Here is a 21,636-nt window from a genome sequence, read left to right as displayed (position 1 = left end):
GTTTCGCGTCGGCGGGTGCCTACGCCAGCGAAGGAGGGTCGTTGTGCCTGCTCACGCCAGGGATGCCACCCCGAATCTCGCCCTGTACAACCTCCGCGACGCGGCGGGTGAGACTCAGCAGGACGTGGCGGATGGGTTGAACCGTCTGGGGGTGGCGCGTGGGAAGAGGCTGGCTCTGACCGCCAATCAGGTCAGCAGGTGGGAGCGAGGGATCACGTATCCGTCCGCGCTCTACCGGCAGCTTCTTGCCGAGCACTTCGGCGTATCTGTGCAGGACCTTGGACTCACCAGGCAGCGCGTCACGCCTAGGCAGCGCGACAGTCCCCAGAAGGATTCCGGAGGTTTCGCGATCTACCAAGATCCGGTGTCTCACCCGCAGGCCGAGGACAGCCAGGAAGAGTGGCGAGCGGTCCGGCGGAAGCTGAACGCTCACCGTGTGCAGCTTGCACGTGAGGCCGCGCGCCTTTACGACGTAGAGCAGCGTGTAGGTGACAGCGGCTTGATTGCGGCGCCGCAATGGTTGCCGTCGACCCCGATCGAGCTGGCACGGTTCGGAATTGGGCTTGCGCCGGAGGGAATCGCGCCCCTGGTCACTGGGACCGAGGACGCGGCGGCCGGCGTACGGCCGTTGGCGTCGGACGGGCGGCGGCACCAGCGCTACAGCCTCGCGCTGCGGGATGTTGAACAGCCGCGGCTCTTTGAGAACCGGCTCGCGTGGCACCTCGCGGGAGTCGACTGGAGCCAGCCCGACCGTGCGCTCACGTTCACCACCGGCACGTACTTCGGCGGTGTCGATGTCTCGGAAGCGCTCGCGCACGAAATGGCGATGTACCACGTCGCTGGCGATGGGAGCGGCATCCTGCCGGCGTCTTGGCGAAACCTGGGCTTCCGGCGGCTCGTGGGTGACCCGTTCACGCCCAGCCGCCGACCGACGGCGCCGTCAACCGACACGCTCACCCTGCGAGTTGACGACGACGGAGCGTCCTTCGTGCTGCACAACCGCGCAGCTGGCAACGTGGCCGTAGCCGGGGGAATGCTGCACATCATGCCGGCGGGGGTGTTCCAGCCGTCGAGCGTCCTGCCTGCCGCTCAGCGGGCCGACTTCGACCTGTGGCGCAACATGATGCGGGAGTACAGCGAGGAATTCCTCGGCAGTGCCGAGCACGGCGGTGACGGGGAACCGGCGGACTACAGCGCGGAACCGCTGGCAGCATTCGACCGCGCGTATACGTCCGGCGGGGTGCGGGTGTTCTGCCTCGGCGTCGCGCTCGACGCACTCACCCTGTGGGGCGAGATTCTGACCGTCGCTGTGTACGACGGCTCCACCTATGACCGCCTATTCGCTGACATGGTCGACTCCAACGATGAGGGAACCGTGGTCAAGACCGGGCGGGTACGGCCAACCTCGGCGTTGCCGTTCACCCGGCACACCATCGACGAACTGACCGCCAGCGGGCGGCTGGCACCGGCGGCGGCCGGATGCCTTGAACTCGCGTGGGAACACCGCCGCACGATCCTGGGGAGAAGCTGACGTGCACGTACTGGTAACTGGTGGCCTGGGGTTTCTCGGCCGCGCCGTCGCCCGCGACCTGCTTGCCGCCGGGCACCGGGTCACGGTCATGAGCCGAGGCCGCGGTGACCGCACCGCACCGTCCGGCGTCGAGCTGGTGACGGGGGACATCCGGGACCGTGCGCGCGTCTTCGAGATCGTCCAGGAGGGTGGGTACGACGGAGTCGTACACCTTGCGGCGTTGACCAGCGGGCGGGACTCGTTCGTTGACCCGCTGGGCTATTTCGACGTCAATACGGCCGGCACCCTGAACCTGCTCATGGCCCTGGACGCGGCACGGCTGACCGCCGCGCCGGCCTCTCTGGTCTTCGCCTCCACCAACATCGTCTACGGGTCGCAGCACCACGGCGCACTGTCCGAAGACCTCGACCCGCACCCCGAGAGCCCGTACGCGGCCTCTAAAGTCGCAGCTGAGCACATGGTCGCGACGTATGCGGCGACGGGAGCCATCGGCGCGGTAATCCTCAGGCCCTTCAACATCGCCGGGGCCGTCGATGGCGTTACTGACACGGACCGCGCGCGGATCATTCCGAACGTCTTCCGCGCGATCACCGGAGAACTCGACCATGTAACCCTTAACGGCGACGGTGCGGCGGTGCGGGATTTCGTGCATGTGGCCGACGTCGCCACCGCAGTGCGGCTCGCCTTGACCGTCGGCACGCCAGGTGCCAGCCAGACCATCAACCTTGGCTCAGGCAACGGAACGAGCATGGCCACCGTGGTAGCCACCGCCGAGCAGGTCACCGGTCGCCGGGTTGTCGTTCACCACCAGCCGCCCAAGCCTGAGCCACCGGCCCTGATCGCCGACATCGACCGCGCAAACACTGTTCTAGGCTGGGCCCCGGCAAGATCAAAGCTGGGTGACATCGTCATGGATGCGTGGAAGGCATGGTCTGTGCCGGGGCACTCGCTTGAACCCTGACTATCCCGCACTTAGAGAGATCGGGTGAGCAGGGATCCGAAACCGGACTGGGGACTCAGGCCCTGGGTTCGGGCCTGAGTCCCCAGCGTCACTTTTCTTTTCGCTGGACTTCGAGACCCACGACACCAATGGCGGCACCGGTAATAGCGCCAATCGCCGTTATCGCGGCGTTGGCAACCGGCCCCAGATCCTGCCACGCGCTCAGGAGGACGACAGCCAGGATTGCTCCTGCGCCAGCGCAGACGAGAATAGTTATCGCATGAAGGGCATCGAAGCGTCCCTTCGAGACCTTCGCTTCGTCTTGACTACTCGGAGTGTTCGAAGCGTCGGGTGGCTTGCCACCTGGTACGGTGGTGGTCATAATGGAGCGCCTCCTTCTTGTCTGATCCTAGCTAGGGGTTCGCTTGAGAGAGGTTGCCCGGTGGCTCCCTGTTCCCGCAGGGAGCCACCGCCTTTTAGGCACCAGTTGAGCCCATTCGACCCGCTTGCGCCCTTAAAGTCATTAGTCTGCCGCGCCCTCTTCAGCCCGCTTTGGCCCTCTGTTGCTGGTGACCACTGTGCCGGGCTTCTTAAGGTCTAGGCAGAGGACATCGCCTACCATTTCGGCATTCCAGCGCTTAGAAACCGCAGTGTCGATGTCGTAGTACTTCGTGAAAGCGGTCCCGGCTACGAGATAGGGCCCATCGTCCTTCTGCCCTTGCGCTCGAATTGGGTACGCATGTTCGGTTTCCCGAGAAACAGAGCGAAGGCCAACGATTTTTTCCTTCGCGTCGTACAGCAACTCGACAGCTTCGGGCTCGCCCAACGCCGCGAACGCCGCGCGGTTGACAGACAGGGTGCCGCGCTTTTGGATCGTCACAGCGGCTTGCTTGACGAGCGGGACCATCCGCTTCGTGAATACCTCGAAGTTCGGCAAAGCCCACCTCCCGTTCCGCGCTACCGAAAGCCCCACCGTGGAGCCAGAGGGCACGATAGCACGGTTGAACGACAGGCATGAGTGCCGGAACGCCGACCGCGTGTCGTATGTCGTGCCTGGCGTTACTGGCGCAACTGACGCGACCGTGGCCTCAACCCTCGCTCCGACGGTCAGCAGTCTCCTGGGACCGTCGAAGTTGTAGGTTTTGTAGGTTTCGTAGGTTTCGTAAGTTGCTCTGCTGTCCGGTCTGACCGGACTGACGGGTTGGCAACCGTGGCAACTGTGGCAACCGTGGCACCCTTGGCACCCTTGGCGGCTTCGGCTGTCGAGTTAAGCAGTCAGGCTTCGCCATCCAAGTCGGGCCGACTTGCTCTGACGGCGACATCTAGAAGGTGCCCGAACGCTTCTAAACGCTTCTAACTGACGGCGTAGGTCCTCGTGCCCCTGCCCGTGCTCCCAAAGGTCATGACCTGCCTGCCCGCGCCGCTGGCTCTACTGCGTCCCCCCCCGGGGGCAGCTCCAGCTGGTCTCAGTTGCGGTCTCGTTCGCCTTCGTGCATCCACGTACGTCGGGCGTCTCTCTCAGCCCATGAAGTCGGGGTCGGCCGTCACGGGACCTCAGTGGATGCGTGGTCGCAGACCTCGAAAGCGTGTGAGGGTTAACGCCCTCCGAGGGTTCAAATCCCTCCGCCACCGCTCTGTAGTGCAGAAACGTCCGGTCGATCCGTGAGGATCGACCGGGCGTTTCTGCGTCAGGGCTGCTGCTCGCCGCCGTCGACGAACAACTCGCCGCCGGTCATGAAGCTGCTCTGGTCGGAGGCGAGGAAGAGCGCGGCGTTGGCGAACACCACGTCCAGCCCAGCGCCCCGCTCCTCGATGGCCCGCATCACCCGGTCCAGGTCGTCGAGCTTGCTGACGTCGCTTGCAATGCCGGTGACGTTGGCGCCGATGGTGGCGACGGCCTCGTCCACCGGGCCCTTACGGCGACCGGTGAACGACCTCGCCGAGGCGATGGGGATCAACTAGCCCAGCCTCTACGCCGCCTACGGCGGAAAGGAGGAGTTGTTCCGCAAGGCCGTGGCCCGCTACGCCGAAAGGGACATGGGGTACGCGCAGGACGCCTTCGCCCAACCCACCGCGTACGAGGTGGTCGCCACCCTGTTGCGCGAGAACGTGATCGCCGTGACCCGCACCGACCGACCGGCCGGCTGCCTGTCGATCCAGGGCGGCACCAGTTGCTCCCCCGCGAACGCGCCGATCGCCGGGTTCCTCGCCGCCAGCCGCCTGGCCGGCGAAGGCGCCCTCGCCGACCGGCTCGCCCGTGCCGTAGCCGAAGGTGACCTGCCCGCGCACGCCGATCCGGTCGCGCTCGCCCGCTACGTCATGATCGTCACCGAAGGGCAGGCCGTGCATGCCGCCGCCGGGGTCGGCAGAGAGGCCCTGCGACAGGCGGCAGAGATCGCGCTCGCCGGGTTCGTCGCCGCTTCCGGGGTGCGGCTGCCCTAGCTGGCGGTTGAACCGCGAGCCTCGATGCTCCGGCGCGGCGATGAATGTCGGAAATGCGACTCGCCGGGGCTCTGAGGATGGTCTCTTGGCAGCATGCCGTCATGGCATGGCCGCGGTCCACGTCCAACAAGCCAGAGACAGCCAACGGTCAATGGGTAGACAGTGCTCGCAGATACGCCGACCTCACCACCGACCTGACTCGCGACTCCGAGTATCTGCGACGCGAGGGCTTGGTGCCGACGCTGGTTGACCTGATTGGGCCCACAGCCGACAAGATCGTGCTCGATGCGGGCTGCGGCACGGGTTGGCTGTTCGACACGATCGACGCGGCCGAGGCGTGGGAGTGCGACCTGCAAGTCCCGTCGACCAGGCCGGCGCACGTGACGAGCGGCCGCGGAGACGTCACCAAACTCGGCTACCCCGACAATTATTTCGACGTGGTCGTCTCCAGCCTGGTCCTGATGTGGGTATCCGAATTCTCGGCAGCCCTGACCGAGGCGTTCCGGGTGACCCGGCCCGGCGGTCGGCTCGTGGTGAGCTTGGTTCACCCCTACTTCAACCACGCCGGCCAGGTGTCGGGAAACGGGTTCCTCATCGACCGGGACCTCAGTGCGGAGGCCGAGTGGAACGACTACTACATCTCCGGCGTCGTGGGGCCGCTGACCTACTATTACCGGCTACCGGAGCAGTATTACAACGCAGCGGTAAGGGCGGGCTGGCGTCTGGTGAGTTTCCGGGACTGGTTCGTCGATATCGCGCATTACCGCAGGGAGGCGGCTGGACGTCAGGCCCACATCCTCCGTACGGGCATGGTGCCGACCTTCACCTTCTTCGTCGCCGAGAAGGCGATCTAGCGCGCCAGAGTGGAGGGCCAGTTGTCCAAGCACAGAGTTCTGGTGACCGGAGCGACGGGATTCATCGGCCGTCACGTGACACAAGAGCTGACGTCGCGAGGGTTGCGCGTGATCGGCCTGGACCGGCACCGCTCCGGAGCGGCACTCCATCAAGACGCGGAACTCCTGTTGGGAGACGTGCGGGATCCCAGCGCGGTGACCGAGGCAATGGGGCAGGCGCATTCCTGGGTGCACCTGGCCGGTGTGTTGGGCACGCAGGAGACCATCGCCAATCCGATTCCAGCAGCCGAGACGAATGTCATCGGCGGGCTGAACGTTCTCCAGGCGGCGGCCCAGTACCACCTCCCGGGCGTGAACCTTTCGGTCGGCAACTGGTTCGAGGACAACACCTACAGCTTGACCAAGCACTGCATCGAACGCTTCTGCTCAATGTATCGCCAATATCGTTCGTTGCCGGTGAGCGTGGTGCGTGGCTTCAACGCCTACGGCCCCGGCCAGTCGGTCGCGGCGCCGTACGGGTCGAGCAAGGTCAGGAAGATCGTGCCCTCGTTTGTGTCCAGGGTGCTGAACGGCGACGTGATCCAGATCTACGGCGATGGCAAGCAGGTCATGGACATGATCTACGTTGCGGACCTCGCGACAGTTGTTGCCGAGGCGCTGGAGTTCACGGTCGGAGGCGGCCGGTCGAGCGGAGCCTTCGAGGCGGGCACGGGTCGCCGGACGACCGTCCTGGACATCGCGCACAAGGTGACGGAGTTGGCCGGCACCGGCACCATCGAGCATCTGCCGTTGCGCCCCGGCGAGTCACCGGGCGCGACGGTGCTGGCGGACATATCGACACTGGAGCCGCTGGGAGTCGACGCGCAGACGTTCGTTTCACTCGAGGATGGTCTGCGAAAGACCATCGACTACTACGCCGGGCGCACCTAGCGGGGTATTGCTCGCCGTCTGCTTGCGCGCGGACACCAACTCATCGAGAAGGCCGACAATTGACCGCAGGCACAGACCCTGCAGACATACCTCGAAGGGATTGAGGGTGTCGTCGATGACCAGCGCGTCCCGTGCACGTACGGCTGCCCGAGCGGTCTCGATCGGTGTCCACAGGAGGCGCGAGTAGGAGTTCGTCTCGGCCGGCACCTCCTCGGCGCCCTCGCCGACCGTCACCAGGTACGTGAGCATGGCCGTCCACTGATGCTCTTCGGTGCCAAGTGGATCGGAGACGTTGTCCAGCGACCTTGCCCACAGCCTTGCGGATGCCCGGAAGCGGCCCATCACCAAGGCTGGGGCCAAGCCGAGTTTGCGGGACATGAGGTGCTCCAAGGCGTAACCGCCGACGGTGGACAAGTAGCCACCACCACCGACCTCGAACCACGACGATCGGGCGAGCTTTTCGACAGCCGCCTGCTGTTGCCGATGCGCTGTTCCTGGGTCCAGGGCCTGGAAGACTTGCCAGGGCACGCCCATTGTCGGAGTGCTGACCACACCTGGAAACCGCTTGACCAGCGGGGTCGGCCGACGCACTCCCAACAGAACTTCCGACATGCTCCTGTCCCGGAAGACGACTGCTGAGATGACTCCGACGGCTTGCTGCCTCGAGGTCCCCGTCGGGACGGCGGCGTCCATCACGTTTGCCTGTCCGTTGGTGCTGAGGCGAACACCGTCTGTCGGAGCCAGTCCTCCTTGCGACGGAGCAGGCGGTTGAGCCGAGGCCCGTAGGTCTTGCTGTAGAGCTGGTCCAGTGGGACAAGCACCAGATCGGGGCTCCAGGCACGTACGTCGTCCAGCTCATCGGTGGATGACGATCGGATGAGGTCCAGGCGGTATACGAAGAATCCGAGGTGAGTGAAGCCCTCCTCACGGTCGAGCACGCACGTGCCCATGAGCTTGAGCCGATCGTGGTGGACGTCGAGGCCGCAACTTATGAACAGTTCTCGCTGTGCGGCTCGGCGGAATGAGACCTCCGGAACTTCGAGTGCCCTCGGCTGTCCAGCGCGTATCCACAGGTCGTCCAGGGCGCGTTCGAGGTTCGGTTCCAGGCTCGCCCGGGACTGGTTGTCCAGGTCCTGAATGAGGATCCGTTCGCTGATGAGGGAGAGGGTCTGGAAATCATCGCGGGAGTTCTTCTCGGTCCGCCGCTTGAGAAGTACGTTTGGCCCTCTGGCCGTGTTCACGCAGACCGCCACCACGGCGATGGGCTCGACGTCGTCCTGGGCGAGGCGTCCATAGCGAGCTATCCGCTTGACGACTGGCTTGAACTCGCCGCCGGGCTGCCGGTTGTGTGCGAGGGTGCAGCGAATCTGCTGCGGCGTCAGCGGGATGGCCTGCGCCGCCAAGGAGGTCAGGTAGGCCTTGAGCTCCTTGACCTGCTCCGACGACATCCGCGAGGCGATGATCATTTCCATCGTCGCGCTGTCGTGTCCGGAGACCGGAAGGGTCGGCAACTGGCTGAGCGTGATTCCTGACTCGGCGCCATCTTTCGTCACGTGAATGATGCAGTCCAGGAACATGTCGTCGAACTCGTAGACCTTGAGGCGATCCAGGGCCCTCGGTTCGCTCGTCCTCGGTTCGAGCCAGTTGCGGAGGCCGGTTATACCGATGAGCCAGCGCCGCACGAGCGTGCCGAGGACCCCTGTCTGGCGGTACAGGGTCACGCGCCCTCGTGCTGGTGTGAAGTACCGGACCATCGTCGGTGACGTGTACTCGCCCCTGGTCAGCAGCTCGGCCTGCATGTCGATGAGCCGGTCGGCGCACTGGTAGGGGAACACGCCGATGATGTCGACCGAGTCAGCGTCGAGGAGTTCCTTCAGGATGTCGTCGACAGCGGGGGAGGGTGAGAGGCTGGCAGGGTGTGAGCTGGTCTGCTTCGGGGTTGGCTGCGGGCGTCCCAGCGCCCGAAGGGCGGCCTTGACCTCGGGCGGAGTCTGCGCTGCGCCTGACATCGCATCAAGCCCTGATCCGGTGCCGGCAGATCCGGCCGACCTCGTCCGTCATGACGAACCACGCCTCCTCCAGCTGATCGGAACCCTGGTCGCGGTCCCCAGCTATGGCTACGACATTCATGACAGCCTGTCGGGGCTTCTCGCTCTTGAGTCGAAGCGCCAGAAGATACAGTCGCCGCCGTACGCGGCTGTCATCGTGACCGAGGATCTCTGAGAGTGACGCCGGGGAGTCGAAGAGGTCCAGGATCTGTTCCGCGATGGCCCGCTGGGAATCGCGCTCACGGTCCCGTCTGCCGATGTGGTTCGTTACGACCGGCGCGGCAAGCCCGAACAGGGCACCGATGAAGGCGGCGGCAAGTGTGACGATTTGGTCCGCCAGGAGCCCTCCCCTCATCGGGATTGCCCTGACTAGGTGAGGTAGCCCTCACGGACCGCCTGGGCGACCATCTCCTTGTTGATCTCGGCGAGCCCCCCCAGAGGCTGCTCCACGCGCTGCAACCTCTTGAGAACTTTGCGGGAATCGACGCCGTGGTTCTTCCAAGAGGATTCCTCAGGATTGAGGAAGTTCAACAGTATTGGCAGGAACGCGTCAATCCCCTTGACGAAACGAGCCTCAGGCGTGGCTTGCGCCTCGTATTCCTCCCAGAGGTCGGCCAGGAACGTGGCCGTGGGCTGCGGGAAGGTTGCCCGGATGTGGGCGATGGCCCCCTCCTCGCGAGATCGCTGACCGTCTACGTCGGAACCGAAGGCGAACGTGTCGCCAACGAAAGCCTCTACGACGTCGTGAACGCACGCCAGCAGCACCGCTCGTGCGATGTCGAGATCATCGGGGGAGTGTTCCGACAGGAGGATGACGCCGAGTGCGATGTGCCACGAGTGCTCGGCGACACGTTCCCTACGCGAACCGGCGGAAAGCGGATTCTGGCGCTCGACGTTCTTCAGAGCCTCCAGCTGCAACAGAAGATCTACCTGCGGGGGGAGGTTGTTGATGATCTTCTGCCTGCTCGTGTCATCGTTGATCACTCGAAGCCCTTTCCAAACACTCGAGCCTGCCGGGTTCCGCCTTCACAACGAACTCGGACGGTTCCACCGACGCGCCGCGCCGGGAATGTCGTGGCTGCCGGGGAGCGTGCTGCCCATACCAGCCAACACAAGCTGGTTGTTTGACGTCAAGCCTCAGGATGAGTCCGGACAGATGGAAAGTTCCCTCGCCTGTCTGCCCTGCCTGATGCCGGCCTGAGCGCTTACCGTTCGAGCAACTGCTCCACCCCGTCGAGCAGTCGTTGCAGGCCGAATTCGAAGAGGCTCTCGACGTTGAGGTCGACAGCCGTCCGACTGAGTCGGGCCAGATGCGGAAACTCGCCCGCCGCGAGCAATCCACCGAACACGTCGGCCTGGGCCTCCATCCACTCGTCGTCGGACAGGCCGGTGTCCTGCTCCGCCTCGGCCTCCCGTTCCAGGTTGACCGCGGTGCCCCGAACATGGTTCGCAAGCGTGACCACCAGATGGAGCTGGGTGTGCTGGTCCAGCCCGTGCCGGGCAAGGGCGCGCAGCGCCCACTCGGTGTGTGCCACCGCGTGCGGTGCCATCAGTGGGCGGGTCAGTGAGATGACCTGGGCCAGCCAGGGATGTTGCCGGTAGATGGACCACTGGAGCCGGCTGAGCAACTCCAGTTGGGCTCGCCACCCGGGCGGGAACGTGCGCGGCAGTCGATGCGCGGCGAAGGCCGCGTCCGCCATCAGCACGAGAAGGTGTTCCTTACCCCGAATCTGCCGGTACAGAGACATGGTCGGAACGTCCAGCTCCGTCGCGATGCGCCGCATGCTCAACGCAGGTAACCCCTCGGCGTCGGCAACCTGCGTGGCGGTCCGCACCACCTGATCGCGGGTCAGGCCCTGAGCCGGCAGGCGCCGACCTCCGAACGACGGGCTCCGACTCGACGTGGTCGGCTCTGCGCCGGTGACCACCATGCCCACACCCGGCACCGCCCGCACGAGGCTCTCCTGTCGAAGCACGGTGAGGGCGCGGCTGGCGGTCGCCATGGCGACCGCCCACTCGCGGACGATCTGCCGGGTGGACGGCACCCGGTCGCCGGGCCCCAACTCGCCTGCAGTGATGCGCCGTCGCAACTCCCCGACGATGCGCAGATAAGGGGGAGTGCTCTCGTCGATCCCCGTCACGGTCGCCTCCCCAGCCTCGCCGTGACCGTAGCGCACTAGAGCACCCGTCGTCGCCCCGTCGGATGTCGCACGCTCCGTACCGCCGCGCACTAGAGCTCCCTGGTCGCGTGGTTGCGATCTCGCCATGCTCGGTGCGTACGCCGTACAGCATCGACAGATGGGAAGAGCCATGACCAGGATTCCGTACCCTCGATGGGTCGCCACGTTGGGCGCTGTCGCTCTCGCCGGCTCAGCGATGGCCGTCGGCCCGGCCACTGCCGCCGACGGCCGTCGGAGCGTGGCCGTCGTCCGGACCGACCAGGGCGCGGTACGGGGGACCCTCGCGGCCGACCACCGTTCCTTCCAGGGCATCCCGTACGCAAGCCCGCCGCTCGGCGCTCTGCGTTGGGCCCCGCCGCAACTCGGCCCAACGTGGACGGGAGTACGCGACGCGAGCCGTCCCGGTGCCGCCTGCGCGCAACTACAAGGGCTGCCGATGGATGCGCCCTCCGAGTCCGAGGACTGCCTCTACCTGAATGTCACCACCCCGCGCTCCTGGGCGCGAACGCCTCGACCGGTGATGGTCTGGTTGCACGGCGGGGACTTCCGGTTCGGCAGCGGCGATCGGTACGGCGGGCAGCGGCTCGCCGCCGGTGGTGACGTCATCGTCGTGACGGTGAACTACCGGCTCGGCGCGCTGGGATTCCTGGCGCATCCGGCGCTGGCTGGTCGGGACGGCATCACCGGCAACTTCGGCTTGCAGGACCAGCAGGCCGCGCTGCGCTGGGTGCGGCGCAACGCGGCGGCCTTCGGCGGCGACCCGGGCAACATCACCCTGTTCGGTCAGTCCGCCGGGGCGACAAGCGTCTGCGCGCAGCTCGCCGCGCCGGGCTCCGCCGGTCTGTTCCACCGCGCGATCATGCAGAGCAACTCGTGCGCCAACCCGGTCCAGACCCGTGCCGAGGCGATCGAGGCCGCCCAGGAGTTCGGTCGGAGGATCGGTTGCACCGACCCGACCGTGGTCGCCGCCTGCCTGCGCGGACGCTCTCCCGCCCGACTGGTCGAGACAGCCGGCTACCCCGGCGCGGGCGTCGACCTCGGCCCGGTCGTCGACGGCCACACACTGCCCATGGACCCGGCCGACGCGCTGACCACCGGGGGACTGCACCCGGTGCCGGTGCTGACCGGGATGAACCGGGACGAGTCCCGGCTGGTGGTGTGGGGGATGGAACGGGTCGGGCTCAACTGCGCGGAGCCGCCGAAGCCGAACGAGGAGCCGGAGTCGTGCCCGCTCACCGATGAGCAGTACGGCGACCAGGTACGGGCCATGTTCGGTGACCGCGCGGACGAGGTGCTGGCCCGCTATCCGCGCGACCCCGCACATCCAGCGAGCGTGACCTGGGGTGCCGTGCTTACCGATCACGACTACGCCGAGCCGATCTACTCTGCCACGTTGGCATTCGCGCGGCGGGTGCCGACCTTCGCGTACGAGTTCGCCGACGAGGACGCGCCGTTCTTCACCGAAGGACCCGAACCCACGTTCGCCGCCGGCGCGTACCACTGCGCGGAACTGCCGTACCTGTTCACTGTCGACTACGCCGAGGCGCTCACGCCGACCCAGCGGCGGCTCTCCGACGAGATGGTTCGGACCTGGAGCGCCTTCGCCCGGACGGGTCGGGTGGGCTGGCCTCGACTGCGCCCTGACGCCCCGTACGTGCGGACGTTCGCCGGTGGCGGTGCGTCGGGCGCGACGGACTTCGCGGCTGCCCACTCGTACGACTTCTGGCGGTCGTTCCGCCGGTGATGCCGTTGGACTGCGTCGGTCACCCGTCGCACTGATCAGTCAGCGCCGGTCAGCACGGGCCTGCACCCTCGGCGAAGAGGCGGCGGGCCCAGTCCGCGTACCCGGCGATGGTTTTTCGGACCGTGCGCCCGTCGTGCAGGAACAGGTACGCGCGGTCGCCGCTGCGGGCGAGTAACCCGTCGAGGCGGTGCGTCCCCTGTGGAGCCCGCAGTCGGCTGACCTCCGGGTAGCGGTCCCAGACCTGGACGACGGGAGATCCCGCCGTGATGCCCTCCGGTGTCCGCATCGGATCGCCGACCCAGAGCAGCACGAGTTTGTCCTCCACGAAGACCGGGCTGACCATGTCGTGGCCGGCGAGCACCGGCCCGCAGGCATCCAGGCTGGTCCGCAGGATGCCGCGCCGGGTCAGCTCGTCCTCGGTGACGCCGAACTCGATGTTCTGCAGGCCGTTCAGGTCGATGATCTCTACGCTGCCGGCGGGTCGGCCCTCCGGGATCGGCCCGGTTGGCGGTGCGCCGCTGCCAGCGATCGAGGCAGCCGTCATCAGTACGGCGATAAACGCAAATTGTCGCAATTTCATGGAATCCCCCAGTCCCCAACGGAACGGGGGCGTTCAGGTTGCTGCCAGTGGCCGGATTACTGGTTTTCCCACTGTTCGACCAGCTCGTCCCAGTAGTCGGCGCTGAGTCGACGTCGCCCGTGCGCCAGCCAGCCGTCGGTGTTGCGCTCCAGGTGCAGACCCAGTTCGGCGAACCTGTCGATCCACGAGCCGGGCTCGACACCCAGTCGGGTCAGCGCCCCGTTGATCGGCCACTGCTCGCGCGGCGCGTCCAACTCGTCGTCGAAGCGCGGCCCCCAGAACGATGCCCCGCCCAACCACACCACCGCCGACTGGTAGCCGACGCCACCGCCGAACTCGGCCTCCAGGTAGGCCACCGGCCCCGACCGTGACCAGCGGCTCAACACCTCGACCAGCGCCGTCGACAACACCAGGCCGAACGGTCGTGCGGCGCTCCGGTCGTCGGTCGCGAAATCCGGCAACGAGCCGGTCAGTTCGATCACCAACTGCGGGGTGACCGGCAGCAGCGCGAAGTCCTGGCGCAGCTCGCCGAGGACCGCGTGATCCAGCTCGGCGGTCTGCTCGCGGAGCAGCTCGACGTCCGCGACCACCGCGCTGAGCTGGTACGCCACCAGATCCCTCCGCGTCCACAGCCTGTGGATAGAACATGTGTACGACGGTTTCTGGTCCGTCGGCTCCCGCGGACCGTACCCGCCGCCCGTACTCGTCCCCCAATCAGGCGTGATGGTTCGTCACCGCACTATCCGTTCGTCTCATGTCAATCACCCGGCCGACTGCCTACGGTGTTCAGGCGCCTATTCGAAACGGGGTTTCTGTGCAACGAAGCGCAACTCTATTGGTTCTTCCCACTGTTCTGGCCAGTCTGGCCGTGAGTGTCCCCGCGCAGGCCGCGGAGGGCGTACGGACCATCACCAGGGATGGCGTCGTGCTTCAGCACCACGAGGTGCCGGTGCCGAAGACGACTCCCAGGTTCCGGGGTGTCGGCGTCACCCGATCCGACTTCGACGGCGACGGCATCGACGACATAGCGGTGTTCGGCGAACCGACCTACTACAACGTGCCGCTGGTCCCGGCCGGTGTGGTCACCGTGCGGTACTCCGCAGCCGCGAAGGTCGACCATTTGTTGGGCGCCATCCCGGGGGACGGCGGCGCCGTCGCCTTCGGCATGGCGCTCGTGGCGGGGGACTTCAACGGCGACGGCTACGACGACCTGGCGATCGGCAACCCGGATGAGCCTGATTCCCGTACCGGGGTACACGCTGGCGGGGTCTGGGTCATCCCGGGCGGCCGCAACGGCCTGGTGGTCGACTCGGCGGTCCACTTCAACCAGGATTCGCCGGGTGTTCCGGACAGCCCGGAAAGCTCCGACCAGTTCGGTGCCGCCCTCGCCGCCGGTGACATCAACGGGGACGGCCGCGACGACCTCGCCATCGGCGCCTGGGGGGAGTCGATCGGCACCAAGGCGAGCGCCGGCGCGGTCACCGTCCTCTTCGGTGCGCCGGCCGGCCTCACGGCCACCGGGGCGCAGCACCTGCACCAGGACCAGGCCGCGGTGCCCGGAGCGGCCGAGAACAACGACCAGTTCGGCTACACGCTCGCGATCGGCAAGGTCGACAACAACAGCCACCAGGACCTGGTCATCGGCGCGCCCCGGGAAAACGACGGCGTGAGCTGGGGCGGCAGCGGCATGGTCACCCTGATGTGGGGCTCGGCGAGTGGTGTGTCATCCACCGGTGCCACCTCGGTGACCGGTGCGGCGATCGAACCCAACGACGGGACCGGCACCGTCGCCTGGTACCTGGGGGATGCCCTCGCCGTCGGCGACCTGAACGGTGACGGGCTGGGCGAGGTGGTCGTCGGCGCCCCCGGTGCGCAGACCCCGGGCATCAACGGCGGCCTCATCGCGGCCTTCGCCGGACGCTCCGCCGGCCTGTCCAGCAGCGCGGTTCAGGTCATCACCCAGCGTACGGCCGGGGTGCCGGGCGACCCCGAGTCTGACGACCGCTTCGGTGCCACCTTGGCGGTCGGCGACGCGACCGGTGACGGTAAGGCGGACGTGCTTGTCGGCGCCCCCGGCGAGGACATCGGCGCGCGGGTCGACGCCGGCAGCGTCACCCTGCTCAAGGGGTCGGCCGCGGGGCTGACGGGGACCGGCGCGCAGGGGTTCGACCAGGACCACTCGGCCGTCCCGGACGGGTCCGAGCAGGGCGACAAGTTCGGCTCGGCTGTCGCCCTGCTGAACCTCAGCACCGCCGCCGGGTTCGACGCCCTCGTGGCGTCCCCCGGGGAAGAGGTGACGGGTGACCTCGCCGGCTATCCGTCCGGGGTCATCAACCCGTTCTCCGGCTCAGCCGGCGGGCTGGTTCCGCAGAACAAGACGTGGAGCGGTCTGTCCGAGCGCACCGAGATCGTCTGGCCGCAGCGCTACGGCCTGCGGATCGCCGGGCCGCAGAGTGGCGGACCGCTGTTCTGAGTAGTGCGTGGCGAGCGCCCGGCCGGTCCATCAGAACCGGCCGGGCGCTCGCGCGAGCACCGCGCCTCCCCGGCATCACGTCCCCAGATCTTGGACACTTTCCGTTCTGTCCGGACGGAAACTGTCCAAGATCTCGGGCCACGGCACCCGAGGTTCGACGTTCGGCTGCCAGTTCGAGGGTGCGAAGGGTGCCGTCGTCGGCCCGGTGCTCGTCGACGAGGAAGCGACCCGGTCCCTGGGCGGCGCCGAACTCGAGGCGTGGTTCTCGGGGCAGGGCGCGGAGCACGTCCAGGTGGTGGGCTGACACACCGCGCAGACGATTCAGGGCCGGTCCCCATTGGGGCCGGCCCTGTCGTTCGTGCTGCTCAGGCGAGCGGAGGATACGAGATTCGAACTCGTGAGGGTGTAAACCCAACACGCTTTCCAAGCGTGCGCCCTAGGCCTCTAGGCGAATCCTCCGCGAGCCAGGATACAGGCCCACGTCGGGCGGGCCACCCCACCACCCCCTGAAGATCGACGGGCGGTCGGGTAGGCTTGGCGTCACCTCCCGTGCGGCGGTATCTCGTGAACCTCCCCAGGGCCGGAAGGCAGCAAGGATAAGCGAGCTCTGCCGGGTGCACGGGAGGCCTTTTTGTCTGTGGGCCGGTTGATCCACTCGGCATCCGTGATGTCGCGGTGTCCCGGTCATGCGGACGCCGCGGTTTCCAGGAAGCCGAGTCGATCAGGCCCGACGACCGGGAAGCCGAGTCGATCAACCCCGAGGGCCCAGGCGCCCCGGCGGGGTGGGTGGTCACCCGCGCCCGACCGGCGCAGAATGGCTCGGTCGAGAGGAGGCGGGACGAGTGACGCTGGCGCTCTACCGCAAGTACCGGCCGCGTACCTTCGCTGAGGTCATCGGCCAGGAGCACGTGACCGAGCCGCTGTCGCAGGCGCTGCGCAGCGGGCGGCTCAACCACGCCTACCTCTTCTCCGGCCCGCGCGGCTGCGGCAAGACCACGAGCGCCCGGATCATGGCCCGCTCGCTCAACTGTGAGCAGGGCCCCACCCCCGAGCCGTGCGGCAAGTGTGACTCCTGCCGCTCGCTTGCCGCCGACGGCGCCGGCTCGATCGACGTGATCGAGATCGACGCGGCCAGCCACGGTGGTGTCGACGACGCCCGCGAGCTGCGCGAGCGTGCCTTCTTCGCACCGGCCAGCAGCCGGTTCAAGATCTACATCATCGACGAGGCGCACATGGTCTCGACCCAGGGCTTCAACGCCCTGCTCAAGCTGGTCGAGGAGCCCCCGGAATACGTCAAGTTCATCTTCGCCACCACCGAGCCGGAGAAGGTCCTCGGCACGATCCGGTCGCGGACCCACCACTACCCGTTCCGGCTGTTCCCGCCGAAGGTGGTCCGCCCGTACCTGGAGCAACTCACCCAGGCCGAGGGCGTCGCCGTCGAACCGGCGGTCTTTCCGCTCGTGGTGCGCGCCGGTGGCGGCAGCATGCGGGACAGCCTCTCCGTGCTCGACCAGCTCATCGCCGGTGCGGGCGCGGAAGGGGTCAGCTACGCCCGGGCCGTCTCGCTGCTCGGGGTCACCGACTCCGCGCTGATCGACGAGATGTGCGACGCGCTTGCCGCCGGTGACGGCGCGGCCGCGTACGCCACCGTCGACCGGGTCGCCGAGGCCGGGCACGACATGCGCCGGTTCGCCTCCGACCTGCTGGAGCGGCTCCGTGACCTGATCGTCATCCAGCAGGTGCCGGACGCCGCCGCGAAGGGCCTCATCGACGGCCCGGCCGACCAGATCGAGCGGATGGCCGCCCAGGCCTCGCAGCTCGGCTCGGCCACGCTCTCCCGCTGCGCCGACATCGTGCACGACGGGCTGGTCGAGATGCGCGGCACCACCGCGCCCCGGCTGCTGCTGGAGCTGATCTGCGCCCGGATGCTGCTGCCCGGCGTGGACGACTCCACCGGCGGTCTGCTCCAGCGCCTGGAACGGATGGAACGTCGGCTCACCCTGGGCGGCACCGACGCGCCGTCGGCCGCCGCCGGGCCCGCGCCGACCCACCACCCAGGGGTACGCCCACAGCAAGCCCCCCCGGTCCCGGCTGCCGGCACCCCGGCACCGGCGAACGCCCCGACCTCCGCGCCGCCGTGGACTGTCGACCCGGCGGCGTCCTCGCCCCGGAGCGGCGCGGCCACGGGCGCTCCCGCCCCGGCCGGCTCGGTCTCCGGCGCTCCCGCCCCGGGTGCCTCGGCCTCGGGCGCTTTCGCCCCGGCTGGCTCGGCCTCCGGGGCGCCGGTCTCGCCCGCTCCGACCTCCGGGGCGCCGGTCTCGTCCGTCTCGGCGGCCGACTCGCCGATCCCGGCGTCCCCCGGTGCGTCGACCGGGTCCCCCGCCGAGGCCGTGCCCGGCTCACCCGCCGGGCCGGCCCCGCGTCGCGTGGTGCCACCGTCGGCGGTGCTTCCCGACCCGGCGACGCCCGCGCCGCCCCGACCGGGAGCACCTGCCGCTGCGCTGGACGCGGTAGCGGTCCGCCGCGTCTGGCCCGACGTGGTCGGCAAGGTCAACCGGACCAACAAGCGGATCGCCGCCCTGATGCGGGACGCGGTCGTCCGCGAACTCGACGGCGACATGCTGGTGCTGACGGTGAAGTCCACCGTGCTGGCCAAGATGATGGCCGACCACGCGGCGGTGCTCACCGACGCGCTCTACGAGGAGCTGGGCGGGCGCTGGCAGATCCGGTGCGAGGTGGCCGGCGAGCGCGGTGGTGTGTCCCTGTCCAGCTCACCCCGTACGCAGCCCGCCGCACCGGCTCGCCCCGCCGCACCGCCGGCCCCGACGAACGCCGCGCCCCCGCCTGCCGTCGCCGGCCCGACGAGCGCACCGCCAGCCGCGCCGGGCTCGCACGTCGACGGGCTGGGGGGTGCGGTAGCCAACGCCCCGTCGGGCGCCCCGCCCACCACCGCGAATTCGAACGTCGTTCCTGGGTCGAACGCCGCGCCGGGCTCGAACGCCTCAGCTGGGTCGGCGAGCGCGCCTCGTGACCCGGCGAACCCGGCGGGTGCTCCCGGCGGGGCTTCTGGTGGTCACGGTGCTGGTCGGCCGGGTGTTGCGCCGTCCGCCGCAGCGGACGACGAGGAGGACTGGCCGGAGGCTGCCCGCCCCGGCGGGGGTGCCCCGGCTGGTGAGGCGACGGATGACGAGGACTGGCCGGAGGCCGCCCGACCCGGCGGCACGGCAGCCGGCAACGAGTCGAGCCGCGACGGCTCGCACTCCGCGACGGCGTCGGCCGCCGCGAGCGGCAGCGGAGCACACGGCAGCGCCGCGAACGGGGGTGGCAGCACCGGCGGCGGCCTCAGCAGCGGCGGCGCGAACGGCGGCGGCGCGAACGGCGATGGCCTCAGCAGCGGTGGCAGCACCGGCGGTGGCGCGAACGGCGGTGGCCTCAGTAGCGGCGGCGGCGCGAACGGCACCGGACCGGGCGGTTCGGGGGCGGCGGCCGGTGGCGGTAGGCCGGACGGGCGGGGTAACCCGACACCGGCGGCCCGGCAGCCGGCGACAGCCGGTGGTGCACCGGTGAGCAGCGCCATCGCCGCGGCTCGCGCGGCGGCGGCGGGGCGCGGTGCGCGTACCGCAGCGGCAGCCCGACCCGTCGCGGACGCCGAGTGGGCGGGCGAGCCGCCCTACGACCCGGACTTCGACGGCCCGGGGCGGGCCGGAGGTCGGCCGGGCGGCGCGGCTGCGGCCCCGGCCTACGAGGGGTTCGACCCGGGCGACGAGCCGTTGGACGAGATCATCGACGAGAAGACGGCCCGGGAGTCGAGCGAGGAGCAGGCGGTACGCCTGCTCCGAGAGACGTTCGGCGCCGAGAAGATCAACGAGATCGACGCCCGCTAACGCCCCGCCCCGTGCTGTCGATCATGGAGTTGTGCTGGGCGGCAAACCGCCCATGGGTGGTCTCTTCGGGCACCACAACTCCATGATCGACGGAGGCTGGGGGTTGGGGCCGGCGGAGGCTGAGGGCTGGGGCCGAGGCGGGGTGAGGGGGAGTTTCGGCAAGTAGGACGGCCAGGCCGCATGCCCAGAGGGGAAAGGGTAGGACGGCTATTCGTTCCATGCCGCCTACTCCGATTCCCAGGCCCTGCTGGGCGGCGAACAACGTCGTCCCGACCAGCGCGACGAGGCCGGCGGTGAGGGTGAGTCGTCGCCACCTGCCGAGGGTCGTGCCGCTCGGGGCGAAGCCGGCGAGGAGCAGCCCGATGTTGCCTGTCCCCATGATCAGAAATGCGCCGAGGACGTGCAGGTTCTCGTCGACGTCGGCGGGGTAGAGGGCGGCCAGGGCGTACCCGACGGTGGCCAGCAGCAGGAGTGTCTGGGCCGTGCGCACCACCGCGCCGTGACCGAGGGTGCGCCAGGTGAGCAGGAGCCCGACGGCGAGCAGTACGGCGGTGGCAAGTGTCGCGGTGTTCATCAGTGGGTGCCACGGCGAGCAGACGTAGCGGGGGCGGGTGGTGTCCCAGACGCCGCAGTGGGCGTTACCGAGGTCGCTGATGTTGTGGGTGGCCCAGCTGTAGGTCGGCTCGCGCCACCGCAACCCGGTGATCAGGCTGGCGACCAGGAAGAGGGGTGTGGCCGCGAGCCAGCACAGCGCGCCGACCCGGCTGGTGCGGTTGAGGTTCATGCCACGAGCACACCAGTGTGGTGACCGTCGGCGCACTACCAGCAGATGGCCGGTTCGGGGTAGGGGTAGCCGTACCCCGAAGGCTCGGCGTGGGCGGACCAACCGGGCGGGGAGAGGTCGGTCCCAGCGGATAGGCTGAGCGGCGGTCGAGCAGACGAGTGTGAGAAGGAGCCATCCCGTGCGCCCAGGTGGACAGCCGAACATGCAGCAGATGCTGAAGCAGGCGCAGAAGATGCAGCAGCAGATCGCCGCCGCCCAGGCCGAGTTGGCCGAGGCCGAGCTGACCGGCACCGCCGGTGGCGGGCTGGTCACCGCGACCGTCTCCGGTTCCGGTGAGCTCAAGGCCATCAAGATCGACCCGAAGGCCGTCGACCCGGACGACGTGGAGACCCTCGAGGATCTGGTCGTCGCGGCCGTGCACAACGCCGCCGAGGCGGCTCGGGAGCTGACCGAGCGCAAGATGGGCCCGGTCGCCGGCGGCATGGGCGGCCTCGGCCTGCCCGGTTTCTGAGCCGGCAGATGTACGAAGGTGCCATCCAGGATCTGATCGACGAGCTGGGTCGGTTGCCGGGCGTGGGCCCGAAGAGTGCTCAGCGGATCGCGTTCCACGTCCTCTCGGCAGATCCGGCCGACGTCAACCGGCTGGCCGGCGCGCTACGCAAGGTCAAGGAGCTGGTGCGGTTCTGCACGACCTGCTACAACGTGGCCGAGTCCGAGCAGTGCCGGATCTGCCGCGACCCGCGCCGCACCGACGAGGTGCTGTGCGTGGTGGAGGAGCCCAAGGACGTGGTGGCCATCGAGCGGACGGGCGAGTTCCGCGGTCGCTATCACGTGCTGGGCGGCGCGATCAATCCGCTGGAGGGGATCGGTCCGGACAATCTGCGCATCCGCGAGCTGATGATCAGGCTCGGTGGCGGCGGGGTGCGGGAGTTGATCCTGGCCACGGATCCCAACACCGAGGGTGAGGCGACCGCCACCTACCTGGCGCTGATGGTGAAGCCGATGGGCATCTCGGTGACCCGGCTGGCCAGCGGGCTGCCGGTCGGCGGCGACCTGGAGTACGCCGACGAGATCACCCTGGGGCGGGCCTTCGAGGGGCGCCGCGCGGTCTGACCGCCTGACGCACGGCCGGTGGCCGGCACCCGCGCGGGTGCCGGCCCCCCGCGGGGGGAGGGGCGGAAAAGATATATAAAACCAGGCCGACACGGGGGGGGTGGAGCGGAACAGGTAGGATGACGGGGGGCTA

The 21,636-nt window shown here is 68.5% G+C and carries 22 protein-coding genes, 1 tRNA gene and 1 other RNA gene; 12 read left to right on the top strand and 12 right to left on the bottom strand.

Going from position 1 to position 21,636, the window contains the following annotated elements; genetic code table 11:
* The first annotated feature begins 43 nt into the window (after positions 1-43).
* Positions 44-1,531 carry a helix-turn-helix transcriptional regulator gene (locus tag ACWER9_RS26660; protein WP_452304417.1) on the top strand — a complete coding sequence of 496 codons (1,488 nt, stop codon included), beginning with the start codon at positions 44-46 and terminating at the stop codon, positions 1,529-1,531.
* Position 1,532: 1 nt separating this feature from the next.
* Positions 1,533-2,492: an NAD-dependent epimerase/dehydratase family protein gene (locus tag ACWER9_RS26655; RefSeq protein WP_452304416.1), complete on the top strand. Its 960-nt coding sequence runs from the start codon at positions 1,533-1,535 to the stop codon at positions 2,490-2,492.
* A gap of 88 nt (positions 2,493-2,580) precedes the next feature.
* Here ACWER9_RS26655 and ACWER9_RS26650 read toward each other — a convergent pair whose 3' ends face one another.
* From ACWER9_RS26650 to ACWER9_RS26640, 3 genes are all read right to left on the bottom strand, one after another.
* Positions 2,581-2,853 (bottom strand): hypothetical protein, encoded by a 273-nt coding sequence (locus ACWER9_RS26650; protein WP_452304415.1) that lies wholly within the window; start codon positions 2,851-2,853, stop codon positions 2,581-2,583.
* 141 nt (positions 2,854-2,994) lie between these two features.
* Positions 2,995-3,408 (bottom strand): hypothetical protein, encoded by a 414-nt coding sequence (locus tag ACWER9_RS26645; protein ID WP_452304414.1) that lies wholly within the window; start codon positions 3,406-3,408, stop codon positions 2,995-2,997.
* 751 nt (positions 3,409-4,159) lie between these two features.
* On the bottom strand, positions 4,160-4,429 hold the full coding sequence (locus ACWER9_RS26640; protein WP_452304413.1) for an SDR family oxidoreductase: 270 nt from the start codon (positions 4,427-4,429) through the stop codon (positions 4,160-4,162).
* Positions 4,430-4,469: 40 nt separating this feature from the next.
* On the opposite strand from ACWER9_RS26640, the gene ACWER9_RS26635 reads away from it, so the two are divergent.
* From ACWER9_RS26635 to ACWER9_RS26625, 3 genes are all read left to right on the top strand, one after another.
* Positions 4,470-4,913, top strand: a complete 444-nt coding sequence (locus tag ACWER9_RS26635) for a TetR/AcrR family transcriptional regulator (RefSeq protein ID WP_452304412.1) — start codon at positions 4,470-4,472, stop codon at positions 4,911-4,913.
* 101 nt (positions 4,914-5,014) lie between these two features.
* Positions 5,015-5,767: a class I SAM-dependent methyltransferase gene (locus ACWER9_RS26630; RefSeq protein ID WP_452304411.1), complete on the top strand. Its 753-nt coding sequence runs from the start codon at positions 5,015-5,017 to the stop codon at positions 5,765-5,767.
* A 42-nt stretch (positions 5,768-5,809) separates the two neighbouring features.
* Positions 5,810-6,697, top strand: coding sequence for an NAD-dependent epimerase/dehydratase family protein (locus ACWER9_RS26625; RefSeq protein WP_452304410.1), 888 nt, complete (start codon positions 5,810-5,812; stop codon positions 6,695-6,697).
* Here the strand turns inward: ACWER9_RS26625 and ACWER9_RS26620 are convergent.
* From ACWER9_RS26620 to ACWER9_RS26600, 5 genes are all read right to left on the bottom strand, one after another.
* Complete coding sequence (locus ACWER9_RS26620; protein ID WP_452304409.1) at positions 6,644-7,309, bottom strand: hypothetical protein; 666 nt, start codon at positions 7,307-7,309, stop codon at positions 6,644-6,646. The two genes, ACWER9_RS26625 and ACWER9_RS26620, sit on opposite strands and share 54 nt — an antisense overlap.
* 80 nt (positions 7,310-7,389) lie before the next feature.
* Positions 7,390-8,706: a hypothetical protein gene (locus ACWER9_RS26615; RefSeq protein ID WP_452304408.1), complete on the bottom strand. Its 1,317-nt coding sequence runs from the start codon at positions 8,704-8,706 to the stop codon at positions 7,390-7,392.
* 4 nt (positions 8,707-8,710) lie between these two features.
* Entirely contained in the window at positions 8,711-9,100 is a 390-nt protein-coding gene (locus ACWER9_RS26610) for a hypothetical protein (protein ID WP_452304407.1), read from the bottom strand.
* A gap of 14 nt (positions 9,101-9,114) precedes the next feature.
* Entirely contained in the window at positions 9,115-9,729 is a 615-nt protein-coding gene (locus ACWER9_RS26605; RefSeq protein WP_452304406.1) for an HD domain-containing protein, read from the bottom strand.
* 221 nt (positions 9,730-9,950) lie between these two features.
* Entirely contained in the window at positions 9,951-10,886 is a 936-nt protein-coding gene (locus ACWER9_RS26600) for a TetR/AcrR family transcriptional regulator C-terminal domain-containing protein (protein WP_452304405.1), read from the bottom strand.
* 157 nt (positions 10,887-11,043) lie between these two features.
* On the opposite strand from ACWER9_RS26600, the gene ACWER9_RS26595 reads away from it, so the two are divergent.
* Positions 11,044-12,669: a carboxylesterase/lipase family protein gene (locus ACWER9_RS26595; RefSeq protein WP_452304404.1), complete on the top strand. Its 1,626-nt coding sequence runs from the start codon at positions 11,044-11,046 to the stop codon at positions 12,667-12,669.
* A gap of 49 nt (positions 12,670-12,718) precedes the next feature.
* Here ACWER9_RS26595 and ACWER9_RS26590 read toward each other — a convergent pair whose 3' ends face one another.
* Complete coding sequence (locus ACWER9_RS26590) at positions 12,719-13,213, bottom strand: hypothetical protein (RefSeq protein WP_452304403.1); 495 nt, start codon at positions 13,211-13,213, stop codon at positions 12,719-12,721.
* A 92-nt stretch (positions 13,214-13,305) separates the two neighbouring features.
* Positions 13,306-13,860: a hypothetical protein gene (locus ACWER9_RS26585; RefSeq protein WP_452304402.1), complete on the bottom strand. Its 555-nt coding sequence runs from the start codon at positions 13,858-13,860 to the stop codon at positions 13,306-13,308.
* Between the two features lie 314 nt (positions 13,861-14,174).
* Here ACWER9_RS26585 and ACWER9_RS26580 point away from each other — a divergent pair, with 314 nt between their 5' ends.
* Both ACWER9_RS26580 and ACWER9_RS26575 read left to right on the top strand, forming a co-directional pair.
* Positions 14,175-15,722: a hypothetical protein gene (locus tag ACWER9_RS26580; RefSeq protein WP_452304401.1), complete on the top strand. Its 1,548-nt coding sequence runs from the start codon at positions 14,175-14,177 to the stop codon at positions 15,720-15,722.
* A gap of 7 nt (positions 15,723-15,729) precedes the next feature.
* Complete coding sequence (locus tag ACWER9_RS26575) at positions 15,730-16,026, top strand: hypothetical protein (protein ID WP_452304400.1); 297 nt, start codon at positions 15,730-15,732, stop codon at positions 16,024-16,026.
* A 70-nt stretch (positions 16,027-16,096) separates the two neighbouring features.
* Here ACWER9_RS26575 and ACWER9_RS26570 read toward each other — a convergent pair.
* A tRNA-Ser gene (locus tag ACWER9_RS26570) sits at positions 16,097-16,181 on the bottom strand.
* Between the two features lie 82 nt (positions 16,182-16,263).
* Between ACWER9_RS26570 and ffs the strand changes: the two genes are divergently transcribed.
* Positions 16,264-16,353: signal recognition particle sRNA small type (gene ffs, locus ACWER9_RS26565), an RNA gene on the top strand.
* Between the two features lie 211 nt (positions 16,354-16,564).
* Positions 16,565-19,606 (top strand): DNA polymerase III subunit gamma and tau, encoded by a 3,042-nt coding sequence (locus tag ACWER9_RS26560; protein ID WP_452304399.1) that lies wholly within the window; start codon positions 16,565-16,567, stop codon positions 19,604-19,606.
* Here the strand turns inward: ACWER9_RS26560 and ACWER9_RS26555 are convergent.
* Complete coding sequence (locus ACWER9_RS26555) at positions 19,584-20,390, bottom strand: DUF998 domain-containing protein (protein ID WP_452304398.1); 807 nt, start codon at positions 20,388-20,390, stop codon at positions 19,584-19,586. The two genes, ACWER9_RS26560 and ACWER9_RS26555, sit on opposite strands and share 23 nt — an antisense overlap.
* A 202-nt stretch (positions 20,391-20,592) precedes the next feature.
* Here ACWER9_RS26555 and ACWER9_RS26550 point away from each other — a divergent pair, with 202 nt between their 5' ends.
* Positions 20,593-20,901: a YbaB/EbfC family nucleoid-associated protein gene (locus ACWER9_RS26550; protein WP_007466279.1), complete on the top strand. Its 309-nt coding sequence runs from the start codon at positions 20,593-20,595 to the stop codon at positions 20,899-20,901.
* 8 nt (positions 20,902-20,909) lie between these two features.
* Complete coding sequence (gene recR, locus ACWER9_RS26545; protein WP_030328135.1) at positions 20,910-21,503, top strand: recombination mediator RecR; 594 nt, start codon at positions 20,910-20,912, stop codon at positions 21,501-21,503.
* The last annotated feature ends 133 nt before the right edge of the window (positions 21,504-21,636 follow it).

It is taken from the genome of Micromonospora sp. NPDC003944, from assembly GCF_053605225.1.
Note: the sequence above shows the minus strand (reverse complement) of the source record. Positions and strands in the feature narration are given on the sequence as shown.

What these genes read in the sequence shown, in the direction of transcription:
- ACWER9_RS26620 (WP_452304409.1), bottom strand. Translation starts at nt 7,309, where the DNA reads ATGTCGGAAGTTCTGTTGGGAGTGCGTCGGCCGACCCCGCTGGTCAAG.
- ACWER9_RS26650 (WP_452304415.1), bottom strand. Translation starts at nt 2,853, where the DNA reads ATGACCACCACCGTACCAGGTGGCAAGCCACCCGACGCTTCGAACACT.
- ACWER9_RS26610 (WP_452304407.1), bottom strand. Translation starts at nt 9,100, where the DNA reads ATGAGGGGAGGGCTCCTGGCGGACCAAATCGTCACACTTGCCGCCGCC.
- ACWER9_RS26630 (WP_452304411.1), top strand. Translation starts at nt 5,015, where the DNA reads ATGGCATGGCCGCGGTCCACGTCCAACAAGCCAGAGACAGCCAACGGT.
- ACWER9_RS26590 (WP_452304403.1), bottom strand. Translation starts at nt 13,213, where the DNA reads ATGACGGCTGCCTCGATCGCTGGCAGCGGCGCACCGCCAACCGGGCCG.
- ACWER9_RS26615 (WP_452304408.1), bottom strand. Translation starts at nt 8,706, where the DNA reads ATGTCAGGCGCAGCGCAGACTCCGCCCGAGGTCAAGGCCGCCCTTCGG.
- ACWER9_RS26550 (WP_007466279.1), top strand. Translation starts at nt 20,593, where the DNA reads ATGCAGCAGATGCTGAAGCAGGCGCAGAAGATGCAGCAGCAGATCGCC.
- recR (WP_030328135.1), top strand. Translation starts at nt 20,910, where the DNA reads ATGTACGAAGGTGCCATCCAGGATCTGATCGACGAGCTGGGTCGGTTG.
- ACWER9_RS26555 (WP_452304398.1), bottom strand. Translation starts at nt 20,390, where the DNA reads ATGAACCTCAACCGCACCAGCCGGGTCGGCGCGCTGTGCTGGCTCGCG.
- ACWER9_RS26595 (WP_452304404.1), top strand. Translation starts at nt 11,044, where the DNA reads ATGGGAAGAGCCATGACCAGGATTCCGTACCCTCGATGGGTCGCCACG.